General features: G+C 39.2%; 18 protein-coding genes. 8 read left to right on the plus strand and 10 right to left on the minus strand.

The features are described 5' to 3' along the window. Positions 1-172: 172 nt before the first annotated feature. The 8 genes from RM529_RS04970 to RM529_RS05005 form a co-directional block, all read right to left on the minus strand. Positions 173-2,455, minus strand: a complete 2,283-nt coding sequence (locus tag RM529_RS04970; protein WP_311483644.1) for a TonB-dependent receptor — start codon at positions 2,453-2,455, stop codon at positions 173-175. Positions 2,456-2,520: 65 nt separating this feature from the next. Next, the gene (locus RM529_RS04975) at positions 2,521-2,838 is read right to left on the minus strand and encodes a hypothetical protein (protein WP_311483645.1); all 318 of its coding nucleotides are present in this window, start codon (positions 2,836-2,838) and stop codon (positions 2,521-2,523) included. Between the two features lies 1 nt (position 2,839). Then, entirely contained in the window at positions 2,840-3,145 is a 306-nt protein-coding gene (locus RM529_RS04980; protein WP_311483646.1) for a DUF6787 family protein, read from the minus strand. Positions 3,146-3,191: 46 nt separating this feature from the next. Continuing rightward, positions 3,192-3,614, minus strand: a complete 423-nt coding sequence (locus RM529_RS04985) for a DUF6146 family protein (RefSeq protein WP_311483647.1) — start codon at positions 3,612-3,614, stop codon at positions 3,192-3,194. Positions 3,615-3,654: 40 nt separating this feature from the next. Beyond that, on the minus strand, positions 3,655-4,278 hold the full coding sequence (locus RM529_RS04990) for a DUF937 domain-containing protein (protein ID WP_311483648.1): 624 nt from the start codon (positions 4,276-4,278) through the stop codon (positions 3,655-3,657). Positions 4,279-4,397: 119 nt separating this feature from the next. Continuing rightward, complete coding sequence (locus tag RM529_RS04995; RefSeq protein ID WP_311483649.1) at positions 4,398-5,357, minus strand: D-2-hydroxyacid dehydrogenase; 960 nt, start codon at positions 5,355-5,357, stop codon at positions 4,398-4,400. Positions 5,358-5,479: 122 nt separating this feature from the next. After that, on the minus strand, positions 5,480-6,544 hold the full coding sequence (gene serC, locus RM529_RS05000) for a 3-phosphoserine/phosphohydroxythreonine transaminase (protein ID WP_311483650.1): 1,065 nt from the start codon (positions 6,542-6,544) through the stop codon (positions 5,480-5,482). A gap of 78 nt (positions 6,545-6,622) precedes the next feature. Then, on the minus strand, positions 6,623-7,684 hold the full coding sequence (locus RM529_RS05005) for an acyl-CoA reductase (protein WP_311483651.1): 1,062 nt from the start codon (positions 7,682-7,684) through the stop codon (positions 6,623-6,625). A gap of 136 nt (positions 7,685-7,820) precedes the next feature. Here RM529_RS05005 and RM529_RS05010 point away from each other — a divergent pair, with 136 nt between their 5' ends. After that, positions 7,821-8,174, plus strand: coding sequence for a 4Fe-4S dicluster domain-containing protein (locus RM529_RS05010; RefSeq protein WP_311483652.1), 354 nt, complete (start codon positions 7,821-7,823; stop codon positions 8,172-8,174). Between the two features lie 76 nt (positions 8,175-8,250). Here the strand turns inward: RM529_RS05010 and RM529_RS05015 are convergent, their stop codons facing one another. Further along, a complete protein-coding gene (locus RM529_RS05015; protein ID WP_311483653.1) occupies positions 8,251-9,129 on the minus strand; it encodes an AraC family transcriptional regulator in 879 nt (292 codons plus the stop codon). A gap of 229 nt (positions 9,130-9,358) precedes the next feature. Between RM529_RS05015 and RM529_RS05020 the strand changes: the two genes are divergently transcribed. After that, a complete protein-coding gene (locus RM529_RS05020) occupies positions 9,359-9,940 on the plus strand; it encodes a T9SS type A sorting domain-containing protein (protein WP_311483654.1) in 582 nt (193 codons plus the stop codon). Positions 9,941-10,015: 75 nt separating this feature from the next. On the opposite strand, the gene RM529_RS05025 is transcribed toward RM529_RS05020, so the two are convergent. After that, entirely contained in the window at positions 10,016-10,705 is a 690-nt protein-coding gene (locus RM529_RS05025) for an NUDIX hydrolase (protein ID WP_311483667.1), read from the minus strand. A gap of 294 nt (positions 10,706-10,999) precedes the next feature. Here RM529_RS05025 and RM529_RS05030 point away from each other — a divergent pair, with 294 nt between their 5' ends. The 6 genes from RM529_RS05030 to RM529_RS05055 all read left to right on the plus strand — a co-directional run bounded on the left by RM529_RS05030 (position 11,000) and on the right by RM529_RS05055 (position 19,414). Then, positions 11,000-12,544: an alpha-N-arabinofuranosidase gene (locus RM529_RS05030; protein WP_311483655.1), complete on the plus strand. Its 1,545-nt coding sequence runs from the start codon at positions 11,000-11,002 to the stop codon at positions 12,542-12,544. Between the two features lie 114 nt (positions 12,545-12,658). Beyond that, positions 12,659-14,356, plus strand: coding sequence for a ribulokinase (locus RM529_RS05035; RefSeq protein WP_311483656.1), 1,698 nt, complete (start codon positions 12,659-12,661; stop codon positions 14,354-14,356). Continuing rightward, complete coding sequence (locus tag RM529_RS05040) at positions 14,340-15,044, plus strand: L-ribulose-5-phosphate 4-epimerase (protein WP_311483657.1); 705 nt, start codon at positions 14,340-14,342, stop codon at positions 15,042-15,044. Before RM529_RS05035 ends, RM529_RS05040 begins: the two co-directional genes overlap by 17 nt. Positions 15,045-15,066: 22 nt before the next feature. Further along, the gene (araA, locus tag RM529_RS05045) at positions 15,067-16,572 is read left to right on the plus strand and encodes an L-arabinose isomerase (protein ID WP_311483668.1); all 1,506 of its coding nucleotides are present in this window, start codon (positions 15,067-15,069) and stop codon (positions 16,570-16,572) included. Between the two features lie 21 nt (positions 16,573-16,593). Beyond that, positions 16,594-17,778 carry an aldose epimerase family protein gene (locus RM529_RS05050; protein ID WP_311483658.1) on the plus strand — a complete coding sequence of 395 codons (1,185 nt, stop codon included), beginning with the start codon at positions 16,594-16,596 and terminating at the stop codon, positions 17,776-17,778. Between the two features lie 4 nt (positions 17,779-17,782). After that, positions 17,783-19,414 (plus strand): sodium:solute symporter, encoded by a 1,632-nt coding sequence (locus RM529_RS05055; protein WP_311483659.1) that lies wholly within the window; start codon positions 17,783-17,785, stop codon positions 19,412-19,414. The last annotated feature ends 351 nt before the right edge of the window (positions 19,415-19,765 follow it).

Below are 19,765 nucleotides of genomic sequence, written 5' to 3' on the forward strand. Positions count from 1 at the left end.
GGAGCCTTATGCCACGTTGAGAGGAGTTGATACTTTTCTAATTTGAATGAAGTAAATAACCGACAGGTCAAAATTGCCTGTTGTTGACCGCCAGATTAAAACTGCTCATAAGTTAAAATAAAAGCTGTCCAAATTCTGTTTGCATACAGGAATTTTGGACAGCTTCTTTTTTTTAAATATTCCAGAGAAGGGAAACCAGGATGTTTCTTCCAATATTCGAAATGCCATCTGGTCTTAGCCTGGAGAGGTGTGAAATGTAGTCTTTGTTGAGAAGATTATTTCCGCTGATGTTTATTTCTACAGAAGAAGCCCCTAATTCCAGTTCTCCTCCTAATCCTGCGCCTAAAAATCCGTAGCCTCCTGTTCTTGTTTCAAAAGTACTCACGTTGTTTTGATCAAAAACATTCTTTAGCCTTACAAAAGCATATTTATTGGATATTTGCTGGTCACTGTCAAATTCCACCCTAAAAGTATTCGTCAAGGAATTAGCCGGAATAAGAGGAAGGTATCCGCCATTTTGCAATTTCCCAGTTACAGTCTCAAAACTGCTTTCCAGATGCAACCAGTCTAACGGATGTGGATGAATATGGAAACCTATTTCCCCACCATAAAGTGTGGCATCTCCCTGTATATAGTTAAAAACCGGGTCATCTTCTATGAATTCTCCCGAAGGATTTAAAAAGATATAATCGTTAATCGAGTTGTGAAAAGCATTGGCAAAAGCTTCAAAATGTTCGTTTCTCCATTCCAGTGAAAGATCTACCTGGAAATTTTGCTCATTATCGAGAGTATTGTCGCCTATTTCATACCTGTTCGCTCCATGATGTGAACCGTTGGAAGTCAATTCGGCTAAATTGGGAGCTCTAAATCCGCTGGCCAGGTTTAGCCTCACAATATATTTACCCAAATATTGATATTTTGCTCCAATTGCACCGTTTATGCTGTTAAAAGACCTATCCACAGCTGCAATAAAGGATTGTTCTCCTTGATGCCCGTAACTTGTGCTGTTAATGGTTCGGTTGTCATAACGAACGCCTCCCTGAAAATCCCAGTTTTCGAGGTGGAAATGTGCCGTACCAAATATTCCGAAGTCAGCCATCTCTGCATCGGGAATTAAGATTTCTTCTCCAAAATTGGAGTTGGTCTGGTGCATTCCCTGCACTCCAAGGATAGTCTCAAAATTGCCAGTTTTCGGCAGGTTGTACTTCAAGTTATAGTTGAGGGATTCGAGGTGCATTTCCAAAGCAGGATGGCCTTCTTCGTGCTCCTCATGCTCCTCATGTTCTTCGTGTTCTTCTTCACCTTCATGTTCTTCTTCCTCTTCATGAGCATGCTCTTCTTCAAATTCTTTTCTGTTATTAAACTGATATCCAATTTTAAGGTCGAGGCTCGAATTTGGCAAATAAAGGCGGTTGTCCAGGCTTACAATATGATTATCGATTTCCTGATAAGGGAGAAGCGGTTCTTTTTCAGTATTCTGAATACCGATCTCTTCAGGAATTCCAATGTTGGACCGGTTAAAATTATAGCGTAAATCTGCTTTGTAACGTGCATCCTGGTAGCCAATACCTCCTTTAAAATCTGTCTCATTAAACCTCGTGTTGGTGACTTTTTCACCGTTTCCGGTTTCATAATCACTGTGAGCAGCATAACTTCCGCGGGCAAGAAATTTTAGTTTATCGCCCGAAGTTTTTGCCATTGCACTGGCCTGGTAACCTGAAGTATTACTGAAATAACTCCCGTCAACTTCCGCATTAGTTGTGTTTGGCTGTGCGTAAATTTCGGGATTAAGATAAAGTACGCCCCCAATGGCATCGCTTCCGTAGAGGAGGGAAGCAGGGCCTTTTATTACCTCTACGCTTCCTATTCCTTTGGAGCTAATCCCAAGGCCGTGTTCATCTCCGTATTGCTGATTTTCCAGCCGCACACCTTGCGTATAAACCAAAACGCGGTTAGCACTTAGTCCCCTTATTACGGGTTTACCGATACCAATTCCGGTGGTGATACTCTCTACTCCGGGCATCTGAGAAATCCCGTCGGCGAGGGTTACAGCTCCTTTTCGGCTTAATTCTGAAACACTTTCGCGATCTACCTTCATCACATTCTCACTCTGGAGCTGGTGGAAAGGAGTAGAAACGATAACTTCTTCCATTTCTATGGCAGAAGGTTGGATGCTAATATTTATTTCTTCAGAAGGAATTGCTATTTCCCTGGAAAATGAGCTGTAACCTACAGAAGAAATCACAAATTTGTAAGTTCCTTCCGGGACGTTGCTAAAACTGAAATTGCCTTCCAAATCTGTAACTGTTCCTTTTTCCAGCTGAGGAAAATAGACAGTCGCGCTAAAAACGGGTTCTCCTGTTTCGGCATCGGTAACAAATCCCGAAAATTGATCTTGGGCATATATAAACGGAGTGACTGCCAGAAGCAGCACTAATAAAATTTTGCTTTTCATGTAGTAATTTAAATGATTCGTATAACATTTCTCCCCAAAAGTATTTTGGGATTAAAAGACGGAAGTTATACGTGCTGAGGAGGACCTCTTAGCTCAAAAGGAAGCTTTTGATAATCACTTAAAAACTGATAATAATTGAAGATGACTTTTTGCTGATCCTTAACTTCTACAGGTTCAAACGCAAGGAATTCCAGTTGAAGCCCGGGATTTTTATGAAACTTGTAGAGCTCACAATCCACAGGTTTTGCATGATAATGGCTTTCAGAATAATTATCACATAGTTCATGCCCGTGTCCGCTAAAAATATGCGCAAAACTTACTGCCGATGGTAACAGTATCAGCACAGCAGAAAGGACAAGGAATATGTTCTGAAAGAATTTCAAATTATAGTCGGAGGAGTTTAGCCATTCCCAACCTGGACAGCATTTTTTTCTCGAAAGCCCAAAAGAACTGAAACTGGCCAAAAAGCCAGCCAAAGGAAACCAGGAGTAACTGGTAAATAGGGAAAATAAGTACTATTCTAAGAGGCCAGTACAAAAACCAGTGCGAGCTTTCCTGGTGCAATCCCAGAAATTCCACTAAAGGTCCTGCGAACTTTGCAGAAGAAGAACCCGTTACGGCAAAAACAACCAGGATTACAAGAATTTGCCAGTTAGAATCTATTCCCCAATGTTTTTTTAACTTCTCCATGCTGCAAATATATTAAATGAAAGAAAACAACACGAACTTCTGTAAGTTAAATACGTGTGGGTACGGGAAAGCGCTGGTTATATTGCCGGCTGAAGTAAACAAAGTAGTTGTAAAGCAAATAATTCACCTCATAACCATAATCTATACGAGGCTCATAATTTATCTCATTAACATATAAGTTGGGGTTATAGCGCAGCGGCTGGCGAACGCGGTTGTTATATTCTGTAACCAGTTGGCGGTTTTTACTTTCCAGGTATTGCTGAGAGTAATAACCTTCGGGTTGCGCAATAGAATTAATAAAAAGGTTAAATCCCGGTTCAATAATAATTATTTCGTACTCCAGGCTGTCATTGGCAATCCTTACCGTATCATTTTTGGCGTTAGCAAGCCTTTCTGATCGCAGATTCCTGCTAGAGCCGCAGCTGTAAATAAAGAGGCCCAAAAGGAGCACGTAAATTATATTTTTCATTGTATTCTTTTAATTTTTATTTTCAAGAATTATTCCCGAATTATTTTCCGCCGGTAAATCCGCCAAGAATACTTCCGCCTTTTTTATTATTTTTTCCACCTCCAAGAACCATCCCGGCAACGTCATCAATAATTTTTCCATCCCCGTTTTTGTCCAGAAGACTCTCTATAAATGATGAATCATGGGCGGCACTTGTTCCCATAAGCGATCCTATTAAACCAGGAAGTCCTTCAGCTTTTACTCCGTCTTTTCTTTTCTGGCTTCCAAGAAGGCTCATTATAACCGGCGCAGCCATTTTTAAAATAGTACTAATGGAATCCTTGCTCATGCCCAGCGTAGTGGAAAGGGTGGTTTCTATAGTTTCTTTTTGTCCTCCCAGGATGTGGCTAAGGATTTTTGCTCCTTCTCCTGTAATTTTCCCGGCATTTGAATTCTGAAGGTCTTCCAGAAGATCGCCATTGTGCTTATCGCTGTCCAGGGCTTTCTCCAGGTTCTTAGCACCTTCTTCTTTTTCGGAATTGTTTTTTAATGCGCCCAGTATTAACGGCATAGCCATTACTAAAGCTGAAGTAATGCTGTTTTTATCTTCTCCCGTCTCTTTTTGAGCTTTATCAACTAAGTTTTCTCCCGGTTGGGTATTAAGAATGTCTAATATCGATGCCATAATTTTATTTTTTAGTGAGGTTAAATTTACTGCTTATAAACAAGAAGAGCGTTAAAGAAATACTACAATCACAGATTCACAATGAACGGTAAACAATTAATAATAAGAAAAAGGAAGTACTAAACTTTGCCTTTTAGAGCAGAAATTACCTTTTCAGCGAGTTCTATTCCAATCCTGTCCTGAGCTTCTATTGTTGAACCACCAGTATGCGGACTAAGAGAAACTTTTTCATTCATAAGCAGCTTGATGGCCGGGGAAGGTTCATTTTGAAAAGTATCCAGACCTGCAAAAGAAATTTTTCCGCTTTCCAGTGCTTCCAGAAGGGCTTCTTCGTCTACAACGCCTCCGCGAGATGCGTTAACGATACCCACCCCATCTTTCATTGCATTTATTTCCTGCTTGCCTATAACTGGCGTTTTTTGTGCAGGAACATGAAGCGTAATAAAATCTGAATGTTTTACAAGCTGATGGATAGGCTCGGTTCTTATTGGAATGGTAATGCTTTGGTGATTATAGAATTCCAACGTGATTTTTGCTTCGCCCACTTTTATATCGCTGGCAATCACCTTCATTCCAAGGCCAAGGGCTATTTTTGCAACTTCTTTTCCTATTTTGCCAAATCCTATAATTCCCAGCGTCTTATCCCTTAATTCCCGGCCTCCTGCATAGGATCGCTTAAGATCTTTAAACCGGGAATCTCCTTCCAGCGGCATATTACGGTTGGCATCGTGTAAAAACCGCACTCCGCTAAACAAATGGGCAAAAACGAGCTCTGCCACAGCATTAGAAGATGCTTCAGGCGTATTAATTACCTTAAGTTTTTTACTTTCAGCATACTTTACATCAATATTGTCCAAACCAACTCCGCCGCGGCCAATAACTTTAAGATTTGGACACGCATCTATGAGTTCTTTTCTTATTTGTGTGCCGCTGCGGACTAAAATCACATCAATTTGATGCTCATTAAGATAATTTACGAGTTGTCCCTGCGCTACTTTGCTTACAATGACTTCAAAACCTTCTTTTTCGAGTTTTTTCCTGCCATTTTCTGAAATTCCGTCGTTGGCTAATATTTTCATTTTTTCTGTTTAAATTGGTGAGGGTATAAAAAATGTCAATTATCGACCTGCTGAATTTCTTCAGACAAAATTGATACCGGCAATTTTATTTTTCCCTTTCGGTTTTACTTCGGAAAAAGACTCTATCCTTCTTTTTCCAGCTTCTTCATTACATCTACCAAAACCTGTACACTTTCCAAAGAAAGGGCATTATACATTGAAGCGCGATAGCCACCAACACTACGATGGCCGCTAAGACCATTAATGTTGGCCTCTTTCCACAGGCTGTCGAACTTCTCTTTTTTACTTTCATCTGTTAAATTGAAAGTTGGGTTCATTACAGAGCGATCTTCAGTCGCAGCAAAACCTTTAAAAAGAGGGTTTCTGTCAACTTCATCGTAAAGAAGAGCGGCTTTTTTATTGTTTAACGCTTCCATAGCCTTAATTCCGCCTTTATTTTTGATCCATCTAAGGGTAAGCAGAGAAACATAAACGGCGTAAACCGGCGGAGTGTTAAACATACTGTCTTTCTCGATATGCACCTGGTAATCCATCATAGAAGGGATCTGCCTGTTCACATTTCCGAGGATATTTTCTTTAATAATCACAAGAGTGGCGCCTGCCGGACCCATATTTTTCTGTGCGCCGGCATAAATAAGGTCAAACTGAGAAAAATCAAGTTCACGGGAAAAAATATCACTACTCATATCGCAAACCAGGGGAGCGTCTACAGAAGGAAAATCCATCATCTGCGTTCCAAAGATGGTATTATTGCTCGTGCAGTGGAAATAATTGATATCCTGCGGAATGGTATAATCCTTTGGAATATAATTGAAATTTTTATCCTTAGAAGAAGCAACTTCTACAACTTCTCCAAATAATTTTGCTTCCTTAATAGCTTTACTGGACCAGGTGCCGGTGTTTAGGTAAGCGGCTTTATCCTGAAGTAAATTATAGGCAGTCATTAAAAACTGCATGCTGGCACCTCCCTGAAGAAATACAGCTTTGTAACCTTTATTTTCCAGTCCCAATAATTCCAGCGCCAGTTGCCGTGCTTCTTCCATTACGCTTACAAAAGCAGAACTGCGGTGGGAAATTTCCAAAATAGATAAACCGGAATTATTAAAATCTAAGATAGCCTGTGAAGCTTCCTGGAAAACCTCCTGTGGCAGCACGCATGGACCCGCGCTAAAATTGTGCTTTTTCATAAAAGAATTGGTTGATTTTATTAAACAAAGATGGGAAAAAATGAAATGCCAGTGGTTATTGCAGCTAGGATTTTGAGGTTATAACTTTAGTAAAAAAGAGAGCGTATCCACATCGTCTGCATAATCCCACAGCTTAGGGTGCTGGGTTTCTCCAAATTTAACTTCAGTATCCATAAAACCTTCAGAAACCACGCACTGTAGTTTCTCTTTGTTGTCTTCAAGATTTAATTTTAAATCTTCTTCAGAAGAATAACGCTCGTAGAAAAGAGTGGCAATAGGAGAGCCGAAGCTTTGGTCCTCCTTCAGAAGAAGAAATCCGTTGTCCAGGATTTTAAATTCGCTCATTAAATATACGGCTTTGTTGTAATCGTAATTATTAGCGAATTTAGCATGGTTAACAATATCCTGCCATTGGAGCATTGCGGGATAAAATTGATCGAAATTGTAATCTTCCGGCACATATAATTTTGAAACATTGCGGCATCCAAGGCCAAAGTACCTGAAAATATCCCGGCTTAAATCCTGCAGTTGGAGCTCACTTTCGTTACCGGTAAGAACAGCAACAGAATTCCTGTTTTTTCTAATAATACTTGCTTTATTTTTAAAATAATATTCAAAATAACGGGCCGTGTTGTTGCTTCCGGTTGCAATTACCGCATCAAAATCTTTTAACTGATCATCTGTAAAACGAATAAGATTTTCGAATTCAGGATTTAGCTGTATAAGAAATTTGGCAATTATCGGCAGTAAGAGCTTGTCGTTACCGGATTGTTTTACCAGGACTTTGTGTCCCGACATAAGCACGGACAAAAAATCGTGGAAACCAACAAGTGGAATATTTCCTGCCATGATCACGGCTACAGTTTTTTGCTCCTCATGGTCATTAAGGTCATATTTTTCCAGCCACGCGTTAAGGTTTTCTTGTTTAAGTGCTTTGCTCCACTCGTTTAGCGCGAAAATTATATTCTCCCGGGTAAACCATCCGTTGTGATGAATGGCAGTGTCAATTTTCTGGTTAAGTTCATTATAAAATCCTTCATACTCAACGGTGTTTTCTGATTTTTCTTCAGTAGTAAGTGAAAATTGTCCAAGAAATTTTCCGAGTTCTATAAAATTTGATTTTCTATCGTGGAATGTCATTGCCTTATTTGGTTATGAATGCTTTTGACGTTAAATTTGCAACGAAATTAAAATTTCCGCGTTAGAAAAGCTATAGATTTTTCTTAAAGCTAAGGAGATTTTGATATAGGAGTTAAATTTACAAATAAAAAAAACTATGGCGATTGTAATAACCGACGAGTGTATAAACTGTGGTGCCTGTGAACCGGAATGCCCAAACACTGCGATTTATGAAGGGGCCGATGACTGGAGATATGCTGACGGTACAGATTTAGAAGGTGATGTGGTCCTGCCTAACGGAAAAGCAGCAAATGCCGGAGAGGCACAGGAACCGGTAAGTGACGAAATTTACTACATAGTTCCAGATAAATGTACAGAGTGTAAAGGTTTTCACGAGGAGCCGCAATGTGCTGCAGTTTGTCCTGTAGACTGTTGTGTGCCAGATGAAGATCACGTGGAAAGCGAAGAGGAACTACTGGAAAAACAGCGTTTTATGCACGAGAATGCCTAAAGGATAATTTGTTGCAAGCATTTATAAAAACCCGTTTCAGCTGAAACGGGTTTTCTTTTTTGCTTCCGGCTGTTTTTTATGAAACCGCATATTTTAGTTCGTTTCTATATGCGGAAGGAGATTTTCCTGTAAATCTTTTGAATTGCTTATTAAAGTGGCTGAAGTTGTTAAATCCACATTCAAAACAAACATCTGTTATACTTATTTGCTTTTCGTGTAAAAGTTTTGCCGCATGCGCCAGGCGGTATTCATTTACAAACTGGGTAAAGGTCTTCCCCGTAATTTTCTTAAAATACCTGCAAAAGCCAGGCACAGTCATACTTACCATTTCGGCAATTTCATCCAGGCCAATGGAGCGCATATATTCCTGCTTTACAAAATTAAATACAACATTTATACGGTTATTATCCTGAAGTTCGGTTTCCAGAATAAAACCGTGGGCATTAAGAATGGTATAATTCTCTGCCTCTTCCAACATTCTGAAGATATCCAACAGACCAAGGAGCCGGTGGAAAGAATTTAAATTTTTGAGGGATTCTACTTTTCTTCCGATATTCCTTTTATTCTCTCCGTGAAAAACGATGCCTTTTTGGGAGCGCTCCAAAAGCGTTTTTATCCCTTTCATTTCGGGAATACCAAAAAACTCTTCTCCCAGAAAATCCTGTTTTATCTGAATAACTGTTTCTGCTTCATGTTCTGTAAGACTATCTGTAAATCCGCAGTGGGGTAGGTGAGGACCAATAAGAATCAGGTCTCCATTTCTATAGTAGGAGACATGGCTTCCTATTTGTCTCTTGCCGGTTCCCCCGTTTACGTAGACCAATTCAATTTCAGGATGATAGTGCCAAAAACTGTTGTTTTTATTTTGATGGTCCTTATTATATGTTCTAAAGGAAATAGAACTGCCAAATGTAGGTTCTATTTTCTCGTATGCTGGTTTGAATGATTTTGACATAAACAGGTTATTTGATGAATTTAATGTAATTCATTTTTAATAGAATTAGGTTTGCTAAATTAGCAATAAAATGTGGTATTTAAACATTTACTAAATGTTAAGTAATCATTAATGACAAAATAGAACATATTTTAGCATATTTACGACAAATATGATAGGATAAATCGCTGTACATTTGATTATGTTATTATCAATGAATTAGGATTATTAACCTTTAAAATTGTGAATTATGAAAAATGTAATCAGATTATCAGTCGTAACTCTTTTACTTTGTATGAGTTTACAGGTTTCTGCAGCTGAAGGATTGGCTGTGAAAGTAAATGAGAAGTCTATTGTAGTGGAGGTGGGAAATTCTGTTAAAGGAGCTACCCTAACGCTTAAAGACATGGATGGAGCTATCCTCTTCAGGGATGGATTGATGGATGGAAGGTCTTACAACAGAGCTTTAAGCCTTGAAGATGTACCTGAAGGGATCTATTATCTTCATTTTGAAGATGATTTCCACATCTATACAAAGAAGATTACCAAATCTAAAGAGGGATTGTTTGTTGAAGCAAAGACTTCAGGTGTTGTTTTTAAGCCGGTTTTTAAAGTAGATGACAGAAAAGTAAAATTTTCTTTACCCAATCCTGAGGGAAGCCTTACCGAAGTACGTATCTATGATTCTTCCGGAGAGCTAATGGGAACAATGATGTATAAAGAAACTGTTGTTTCTAAGACACTTGATTTCTCTAAGGTTGCTCCAGGAGAGTATGAGATTGAAATTAAGACGAAAAGTAATACCTTTAATAAGGTAATGAATTTAGGCTAATTCAATTGTAAATTCGTGATCAAATAACCCGCTGGAAAGCGGGTTATTTTTTTATCCAAACTTTGCAAAGTTGGTTTAGAGTTTAAAAGAAAAACCATCGGCAGCTTTCCTTTTATATTTTTCTTCGTCGAACATATAAAGGAAGGATCCCTTTTTGGAAGACTCCATATCCTTCTCATTCGTTTTATGCAAAATATCCAGTGCATTTATCTTGTTGATGAAATTTCTTTTATCCAGTTTTTCACCTAAAATCGCCTCATACATTTTTTGAAGCTGTCGCATTGTAAATTTTTGCGGAAGAAGTTCAAAACCAACAGGCATGGTTGAAGTCCTGTATCGTAACCTGCTAATTGCTTTTTTGACCATCTTGTCGTGGTCAAAAATGAGCTCCGGGGCTTCAGAAATATTAAACCATTTGGCAGAATATTGCTGTGTGAGCTCCTCATTGTGCTCTTCAGTATTAATTAGAGCATAATATGCAACGGAGACTGTTCTTTCTACAGGATCGCGATTTACTTTACTAAAGCTGTACAGCTGTTCCATATACACGTTGTTAATTCCCGTTAAGTGGTGTAAAATCCTGTTTGCTGCCTGGTCCAGGTCTTCGCTTCTTTTAAGGAAGCCGCCCATAAGCGACCATTTTCCTTTTTGTGGTTCAAAATCCCGCTTAATAAGAAGAATTTTTAATTCTTCCTTATCAAAACCGAATATGATACAATCTACTGCGAGTAAAGCTTTGTCTTGTGAGTTGTAGCTGTGGATCATTTTAAAAAGCAATATACTGGAAAAGCGCAAAGATTGGCTTTTAATCTTTAAAGTGAAAATAGTGAGACAGTTTAATTTATATCTCTGCCTTCATTAACAGATTGAGAATTTTAGAGCGATGTATTTTAAAGAATTGCAAATTTTAATTTGTTTTTTTTGCTGAAGTTTAATTACATTTGGAAATGTGTAATTCACACTTATTAATAGTTACGTTTAGGTTAAAGTTATGTAGATGGAAATCACGAACCAAATAAGTCCTGATTTTGTCAGGTAAATTTTTTTAATAACAAAAAGATGAAAAAAAAATACATTAATTCCCTTTGGATACTGTCGGCACTATTCTTTATAAGTTCAGTACAGGCCCAGACAAAGATAACTATTGAAAACACAGAAGATGCGCCCGTTATCAGTAAACATATCTACGGTCATTTTTCTGAACATTTAGGTCGTTCCATTTATGATGGTCTTTATGTGGGAGAAGACAGCCCAATTCCAAATACAGATGGGGTACGGAATGACCTTATTAAAGCTCTTAAAGATTTGCAAATTCCTAATCTTAGGTGGCCCGGCGGTTGTTTTGCAGATACGTACCACTGGAGGGATGGAATTGGTCCGCAGGAAGATCGCCCAACAATTGTAAATCAATGGTGGGGAGATGTGACTGAAGATAATAGCTTTGGTACCCACAACTTTCTGAACCTTTGTGAAGTTCTGGGGGCAGAACCGTACTTAGCCGGAAATGTGGGGAGTGGAACTGTTCAGGAATTCTCCAACTGGATTCAGTATGTAAATCACGATGCGGGGAGTCCAATGGCTAAACTCAGAAAAGAGAATGGTAAGGAAGAATCCTGGGATGTAAAATTCTGGGGAGTGGGAAACGAACCATGGGGTTGTGGAGGTAATATGGACGCCGAATTTTATGCAGATATTTATAAGCAGTATGCAACTTTTTTGACCTCCTGGGATAAGGATGCAAAATTGTACAGGATCGCATCAGGGCCTAGCGGAGATGATTATCACTGGATGGAAGTGCTGATGAAAGAAATTCCACCTGAATTAATGGAAGGTGTTGCGCTACATTCCTATTCGGTAATTGACTGGAATGATAAAGGTCCTGCTTCAGATTTTACTGAAGATCACTATTTTGCTACCATGACCGAAGCTTTAAAAATGGAGGAGTACATAACCAAACATTCAGCTATAATGGATAAATATGATCCTCAGAAAAAAGTAGGACTTATTGTAGACGAGTGGGGTGGTTGGTATGATGTTGAAGAAGGGACTAATCCTGGTTTTCTTTATCAGCAGAACACAGTGAGGGACGCCATGATTGCCGGTGCCACTTTAAATATTTTCAACAATCATAGTGAAAGAGTATATATGGCAAATCTTGCCCAGGCAGTAAATGTGCTTCAGGCGGTGGCGTTGACGCAGGGTGAACAAATGATCTTAACACCAACTTATCACGTGATGAAAATGTACACTGTACATCATGAAGCTCAACTGCTTCCGGTAAATTTTGAGTCTCCGGATTATACTTATAACGGAAAATCATTACCTGCTGTTTCTATTTCCGCATCAAAAAAAGACGGGAAGGTTGCTATTTCACTTGTAAATATTGACTCAAAAAAGGAAAATGAGGTAGAGTTAGATCTTGGAGAACTGGATGTAGAAGGGATGACTGCGACTATCTTAACTTCAGATAAATTACAGGATCATAATACCTTCGAAAATGCAGAAAAAATTACTCCTGAAGAATTTAAAGATTATAAACTAAGAAGAGGAAAATTACAGGTTACAATACCTCCTTTTTCTGTAATAGTTCTGGAATCTGAATAAGGACTTATATTAAAATTTTAAAGAGGAGTTTTTCAAAAGCCACAATTCTCTTCTTTTAAGTCCACGCACCCTGCTGTTTTAATAATTTTTATAGTTCTTTAAATACAAAATACCATGAGTGCATATGTAATAGGATTGGATTATGGAACAGATTCGGTAAGAGCGGTGTTGCTCGACACAGAGAGCGGGGAGGAGCTGGCATCAGCTGTTTACAAGTATCCAAGATGGAAGAAAAGACTGTTTTGCGATGCTTCCGGTAATCGTTTTCGACAACATCCTTTAGATCATATAGAAGGTCTGGAGGAGACTATAAAAGGTGTCATTGCAAAGAGTAAGGTAAAAGGAGCAGATGTTAAAGGAATCTGTATAGATACAACAGGATCTTCACCTGTTCCGGTTTCCAAAGATGGAACTCCGCTGGCTTTGCAGGATGAATTTAAAGAAAATCCGAATGCCATGATGGTTTTATGGAAGGATCATACGGCCATTAAGGAAGCGAACGAAATTAATGAACTTGCTGAAAACTGGGGAGGTGAAAACTTTACTAAATATGAAGGAGGAATTTATTCTTCAGAATGGTTTTGGGCTAAGATAGTGCACATTATACGGGAGGACGATAATGTGAAAAATTCGGCCTACACCTGGATGGAGCATTGCGATTTAATGACTTATCATATTATTGATAATCAGGATCTGAAAAGTTTTAAAAGAAGCCGCTGTGCCGCAGGACATAAAGCGATGTGGCATGAAAGCTGGGGCGGACTTCCTTCTGAAGATTTTCTTAACAGGCTCGATCCTTATTTGGGAAAGTTGCGCGGGAGATTGTATAACGAAACTTATACTTCAGACGAGGTTGCAGGCAATCTAAGCAAAGAATGGGCAGATAAATTGGGGTTAACAACAGACTGCGTGGTTGCCGTAGGAACATTTGATGCACATTCTGGTGCAGTAGGCGCAAAAATAGACAAGCACACCCTTGTACGGGTAATGGGAACTTCCACCTGCGATATTATCGTCTCTTCCAAAGAAGTTATTGCAGATAAAACCGTTCGTGGTATTTGCGGACAGGTAGATGGTTCGGTTATTCCCGGTTTTATTGGTTTGGAGGCAGGGCAATCTGCTTTTGGTGATCTGCTGGCCTGGTTTAAAGACGTTCTTTCATGGCCAATAGATAATCTTGTTTTAAATTCTGAAATACTTTCTTCGGAACAAAAAAATAATCTCAAATCGGAAATTGAAAATAATTTTATCAGAAAACTTTCAGAACAGGCTGAAGATATAGAACTTTCAGAAAGTATTCCAATAGCACTGGACTGGATTAATGGAAGAAGGACTCCAGATGCAAACCAGGAGTTGAAAAGTGCCATTTCTAACCTGTCACTTGGAACAAAGGCTCCACATATTTTTAAAGCGCTTATTAATGCTATTTGTTTTGGTTCCAAAGAAATAGTGGATAGATTTGAGCAGGAAGGAGTCAAAATTGACAGTGTAATAGGAATTGGTGGTGTTGCAAGAAAATCTCCGTTTATCATGCAAACTTTGGCGAACGTTCTTAAAAAGCCAATAAAAATTGCGAAATCTGATGAAGCACCGGCTTTGGGGGCAGCAATTTATGCTTCTGTAGCTGCCGGAATTTTTTCAAATGTTATCGAAGCAAGCAAAACTTTAGGTAGCGATTTTGAAGCAGAATATCATCCTGAAGATGCGAAGATTTCAGAATATGAAAACTTGATGGAGGCCTACAAAGAATTAAGTTCTTTTATAGACAAAAAAACCAACAGAAAATCACTTAACAATGAATTCCAGCTTTAAAGAATTAAAAAGGGAATGTTATGAGGCAAATATGCAGCTCGATGCGTTGAACCTTGTGATCTATACCTTTGGAAACGTGAGCGCTGTAGACAGGAAAGAAGCAGTTTTTGCTATTAAACCCAGCGGCGTTCCTTATCAAGATCTTAAACCCGAAGATATTGTTATTATGGATTTTGATAACAACGTAATCGAGGGGGAAATGCGTCCTTCTTCAGACACCAAAACCCATGCTTATCTTTATAAAAACTGGGAAGAAATTGGTGGTGTTGCTCATACCCATGCTACTTATTCGGTAGCCTGGGCACAATCTCAAAAAGATATTCCGGTTTTTGGAACTACTCATGCAGATCATCTTACGGCAGATATTCCTTGTGCGCCACCTATGCGCGATGATTTAATTGCAGGAAATTACGAATATAATACCGGGATCCAAATTCTGGATTGCTTCAGGGACAAAAATCTTTCTTATAAGGAAGTGCAAATGGTGCTTTTAGGCAATCACGGGCCGTTTACCTGGGGAAAGTATGCAGCAAAAGCCGTCTATAACAGCAAAGTACTTGAAGAGGTAGCAAGAATGGCATATTTAACTCTTCAGATAAATCCTGAAGCACCACGACTAAAAGATTCACTAATCAAGAAACATTATGAGCGTAAGCATGGCAAAAACGCCTATTACGGTCAGGAATAATACTCTAAGCACTTATCAAAAAATGACAAATATCGATCATAAAGAAATCTGGTTCGTCACAGGAAGTCAGCATTTGTACGGGGAAGAAACCCTAAACCAGGTCACCAAAAATTCAAAAGAAATTGTTGAAGGCTTAAACGGATCTTCTCAAATTCCTCTTAAAATAATCCATAAAGACACCGTAAAAACGCCTTCGGAAATTACAGAATTATGTCTTCAGGCGAATACCAGTAAAAATTGTATAGGTATTATTACCTGGATGCACACATTTTCTCCTGCCAAGATGTGGATTAACGGGCTAAACATTCTGAAGAAGCCAATCTGCCACCTGCATACGCAATTTAATGCTGAGATCCCGTGGAATAAAATTGATATGGATTTTATGAATTTAAACCAGTCGGCTCATGGAGACAGGGAATTCGGATATATTATGAGCAGAATGCGCAAAAAGCGTAAAATAATTGTTGGCCACTGGAAATCTGATCGTGTTCAGAAGAAATTGGGAATCTGGACAAGGGTAGCACTTGGCTGGGACGAATTACAACATCTAAAAGTTGCCAGGATTGGTGATAATATGCGTGAAGTCGCGGTTACCGAAGGTGATAAAGTAGAAGCACAAATCCGTTTTGGAATGTCTGTTAACGGTTACGATTCTTCAGAAGTAGTGGAGCATATTGATAAAGTTTCCGAAGAAGATATAAATACGCTTTTAAAAGAATATGAATCTTCTTATAACCTTACCGATGCACTAAAAGAAGGAGGAGCTCAAAGAAGTTCCCTTGTGGATGCTGCTAAAATTGAACTGGGATTACGTTCATTTTTAGACGAAGGTGGTTTTAAAGCGTTTACAGATACTTTTGAAAATCTTGGACAGCTAAAACAATTACCGGGAATTGCTGTACAACGCCTTATGGCAGACGGATATGGATTTGGAGCTGAAGGTGACTGGAAAACTGCTGCTTTATTACGCGCTATGAAAGTAATGGCGGTAGGCTTAGAGCCTGGAACTTCTTTTATGGAAGACTACACTTATCATTTTACACCTGAAAAATCTTGCGTTTTAGGTTCGCATATGCTGGAAATTTGTCCTTCTATAGCAGATGGTAAGCCAACCTGTGATATTCATCCTTTAGGAATTGGGGGCAAAGAAGATCCTGTGAGACTGGTGTTTGATTCTCCTGAAGGTCCCGCTTTAAACGCTTCTTTAATAGATATGGGCAACAGGTTCAGGTTAATCATTAACGAAGTTGAAGCAGTTAAACCTCAGGAATTGCCAAATTTACCAGTAGCCCGTGTACTGTGGGATGCCAAGCCAGACCTTGATGTTGCAGCTACTGCGTGGATCCTGGCCGGAGGTGCACACCACACTGTTTACACCCAGGCATTAACTACCGAATATTTGGAAGATTTTGCCGATATTGCCGGGATAGAACTGCTGGTAATAGACGATAAAACGGCAGTGAGGGATTTTAAAGATAAAATTAATGCCAATGAAGCTTATTACCATCTGTTTCAGCATGGCTTGTAATTCTTAACACCAACTACTACAATGAAAAACGTTAGAAAAATTCTTTTTGCTTTTGCCCTTACGGGATTAGCCCTTGTATTTGTGCAATGTAAAAATGAAAAAAAAGAAGAAAATAACCAGGCAGAAGACACTGCCGAAAACCAGAAAGTTTTGATAGAAAAATCAGATTTTGGAACAACTCCGCAGGGAGAGCAAGTAGAGATGTACACCCTCAAAAACACTGGAGGAATGGAAGTTAAAATCATCACCTACGGTGGTAGGATTACCAGCCTTAAGGCACCAGATAAAAACGGTGATTATGAAGATGTGGTTTTAGGTTTTGATACCATAGAACAATATTCAGAAGACAACCCATACTTTGGGGCTCTCGTTGGGCGCTACGGAAACAGGATTGCCGGCGGAAAATTCTCTCTGGACGGGGAGGAATATGAACTTGCTCAGAATAATGGTGAAAATCACCTGCATGGAGGAGAGAAAGGATTTGATAAAGTGATTTGGGATGCCACTCCTGAAGAAGGAGAAAATTCATCTTCTTTAAAGCTTACCTACACCAGTGAAGACATGGAAGAAGGTTATCCCGGAAAGCTTGAAACTACAGTAACATATACACTAACCGACGACAATTCCTTAGATGTAAAATATGAAGCTACTACAGATAAGAAAACGATAGTTAACCTTACTCAACATGCGTACTTTAATCTTTCCGGAGATTTTAGCGAGACTATTCTGGATCACATCGTAACAATTAATGCAGATCAATTTGTACCGGTAGATGAGAGCCTTATTCCCACCGGAGAAATAAGGGAAGTAGCAGGTACTCCCTTTGATTTTCGTGAGCCAAAGGCAGTGGGTGAAGAAATTAATGCCGATAATGAGCAAATTATGAGGGGTGGCGGTTATGACCACAACTGGGTGTTAAATAATCAGGATAGCGGAATGAGAATGGCAGCTTCAGCTTATGAGCCTGATAGTGGAAGATTTCTGGAGGTATTTACAGACGAACCCGGGATGCAGTTATACACTGGAAATTTCCTCAATGGAAGTTTGCCTGCACAAGGTGGTGGTAATTATGAAAAAAGAACCGGGATCTGCTTTGAAACCCAGCATTACCCAGATACTCCTAACCAGGAAGGTTTTCCTTCTGTAGTACTTGAGCCGGGAGAAAAATATACTTCAAATACCAGTTTTAGATTTTCTGTAAAATAGGTTTATGCAGACCTTGGATACTTTTGACTGGATTGCTGTAGGCCTGTATTTTTTGGTTCTTGCGGGTATTGCAATTTGGGTAATACGTAAAAAGCAGGAGAATACCGCAGATTATTTCCTGGCAGGAAGAAATGTGGGATGGTTTGTAGTTGGCGCTTCTATTTTTGCTTCCAATATAGGATCAGAGCACGTTGTAGGACTGGCGGGTGCCGGTGCCGGAAATAAACTTCCCATGCTTATTTATGAAATTCAGGCGTGGGTGGTGCTTATTCTTGGTTGGGTGTTTCTTCCTTTTTACGCCAGGAGTGGAGTGTTTACGATGCCGGAATTTCTTGAAAAAAGATTTGATGCCCGTTCACGTTGGGTACTTTCGGTATTCTCTATTATCGCTTACGTGCTTACCAAAATTTCGGTTACAATTTACGCCGGTGGGGTGGTTGTTTCAGCTTTGCTCGGTATAGATTTCTGGACGGGGGCCCTTTCCACTGTAATCTTAACAGGTTTATACACGGTACTTGGAGGAATGCGGGCTGTGGTCTATACGGAAACGCTACAGGCGGTAATGCTTGTTGTAGGTGCAGCAGCACTTACTTTTATCGGTTTAGATGAAGTAGGTGGATGGGCGAGCATGACAGAAACAGTAACTCCGGAATATCTTAACATGTGGCGATCAGCGTCAGATCCTGAATTTCCGTGGCCTTCGTTGTTGATTACCAGTACAATTGTTGGAATCTGGTACTGGTGTACAGACCAATACATTGTACAGCGGGCACTTACCGCAAGGAATATAAAAGAGGGGAGAAGAGGTACTATTTTTGGCGCATTGCTAAAATTACTTCCTGTATTCCTTTTTCTTATTCCGGGGATTATCGCGTTAACGCTTAAGATGAGAGGGGAACTACATTGGGATAGTCCGGACGAGGCCTTTCCGGTTTTAATGAGTAATTTATTGCCTTCAGGTTTACGCGGACTCGTGGCTGCGGGACTTTTGGCGGCTTTAATGAGTTCCCTTGCTTCAGTGTTTAATTCCTGTTCCACGTTATTTACTGTTGATATTTATAAGAAACTGAAACCAAATACTCCGGAAAAGAAACTGGTACGAACAGGGCAAATAGCTACCGTAATTATCGTTATTATTGGAATTATATGGATTCCTATTATGGCAAATATCTCTGGGGTTTTGTATGAATATTTGCAGAAAGTACAATCTTATATCGCACCTCCAATTACAGCGGTTTTCCTACTCGGAATCTTTTATAAGCGTATAAACGCCCAGGGGGCATTTATTACCCTTATGGTAGGTTTTATTGTAGGTGCCCTAAGAATTGTACTGGAACTAATGAAGGATTCACTGGATCCTGAAGGTTTTCTGTTTCTGTTGGGAGATATAAATTTCCTTACGTTTGCAGCGTGGTTCTTCCTCTTCTGTGTAATCCTGATCACCGTAGTGAGCTTACTTACCAGTTTACCTGCAAAAGAGAAAATCTTCAACCTTACTTTTCAAACTATTTCTGAAGAAGAAAAAGCTAACAATAAAAATAGTTACAATTGGATTGATGTAGCGGTATCTATCCTCATTATTATCCTTGTAGCAGCAGTAATGCTTTTCTTTAACGGAGAACAAGGATTTTTCTAGAACTGAAACTGTTTTATCCCTTTAAAAAAAATAAAAAATTCCTTTTCAGAAGCTCAATTGTGAGTAACTGAAGAGGATTTTTTCCTTTGCACTCTTCTTGCATATCAGTCGTCAGAGTGCTTCTAAAACTTGAGAGACTTAAAATTGAAATTTTCAATATAAACGAAAACTCTCAATTTCTCCCGCAGATGGCGCAGATTTCCGCAGAAAATAATTTTAGAGTAGCGATCTTTTCTCTTGGGTCTTGCTTCTTTCTTAAAGATGAAGGCTTCAAAACGACAATTTTCGATCTATACGAGAAATTAAGCTTTAAAATTTTCTGCGAGATCCGAGCATTTTCCTCTCTTCTCT

This window comes from Autumnicola edwardsiae, assembly GCF_031846505.1.
Classification (GTDB): Bacteria; Bacteroidota; Bacteroidia; order Flavobacteriales; family Flavobacteriaceae; genus Autumnicola; species Autumnicola edwardsiae.

Excerpts from the sequence above, each read along its gene's own strand:
- RM529_RS04970 (WP_311483644.1), bottom strand. The coding sequence starts at position 2,455 with ATGAAAAGCAAAATTTTATTAGTGCTGCTTCTGGCAGTCACTCCGTTT.
- RM529_RS04980 (WP_311483646.1), bottom strand. The coding sequence starts at position 3,145 with ATGGAGAAGTTAAAAAAACATTGGGGAATAGATTCTAACTGGCAAATT.
- RM529_RS04985 (WP_311483647.1), bottom strand. The coding sequence starts at position 3,614 with ATGAAAAATATAATTTACGTGCTCCTTTTGGGCCTCTTTATTTACAGC.
- RM529_RS04990 (WP_311483648.1), bottom strand. The coding sequence starts at position 4,278 with ATGGCATCGATATTAGACATTCTTAATACCCAACCGGGAGAAAACTTA.
- RM529_RS04995 (WP_311483649.1), bottom strand. The coding sequence starts at position 5,357 with ATGAAAATATTAGCCAACGACGGAATTTCAGAAAATGGCAGGAAAAAA.
- serC (WP_311483650.1), bottom strand. The coding sequence starts at position 6,544 with ATGAAAAAGCACAATTTTAGCGCGGGTCCATGCGTGCTGCCACAGGAG.
- RM529_RS05005 (WP_311483651.1), bottom strand. The coding sequence starts at position 7,684 with ATGACATTCCACGATAGAAAATCAAATTTTATAGAACTCGGAAAATTT.
- RM529_RS05010 (WP_311483652.1), top strand. The coding sequence starts at position 7,821 with ATGGCGATTGTAATAACCGACGAGTGTATAAACTGTGGTGCCTGTGAA.
- RM529_RS05015 (WP_311483653.1), bottom strand. The coding sequence starts at position 9,129 with ATGTCAAAATCATTCAAACCAGCATACGAGAAAATAGAACCTACATTT.
- RM529_RS05020 (WP_311483654.1), top strand. The coding sequence starts at position 9,359 with ATGAAAAATGTAATCAGATTATCAGTCGTAACTCTTTTACTTTGTATG.
- RM529_RS05025 (WP_311483667.1), bottom strand. The coding sequence starts at position 10,705 with ATGATCCACAGCTACAACTCACAAGACAAAGCTTTACTCGCAGTAGAT.
- RM529_RS05030 (WP_311483655.1), top strand. The coding sequence starts at position 11,000 with ATGAAAAAAAAATACATTAATTCCCTTTGGATACTGTCGGCACTATTC.
- RM529_RS05035 (WP_311483656.1), top strand. The coding sequence starts at position 12,659 with ATGAGTGCATATGTAATAGGATTGGATTATGGAACAGATTCGGTAAGA.
- RM529_RS05040 (WP_311483657.1), top strand. The coding sequence starts at position 14,340 with ATGAATTCCAGCTTTAAAGAATTAAAAAGGGAATGTTATGAGGCAAAT.
- araA (WP_311483668.1), top strand. The coding sequence starts at position 15,067 with ATGACAAATATCGATCATAAAGAAATCTGGTTCGTCACAGGAAGTCAG.
- RM529_RS05050 (WP_311483658.1), top strand. The coding sequence starts at position 16,594 with ATGAAAAACGTTAGAAAAATTCTTTTTGCTTTTGCCCTTACGGGATTA.
- RM529_RS05055 (WP_311483659.1), top strand. The coding sequence starts at position 17,783 with ATGCAGACCTTGGATACTTTTGACTGGATTGCTGTAGGCCTGTATTTT.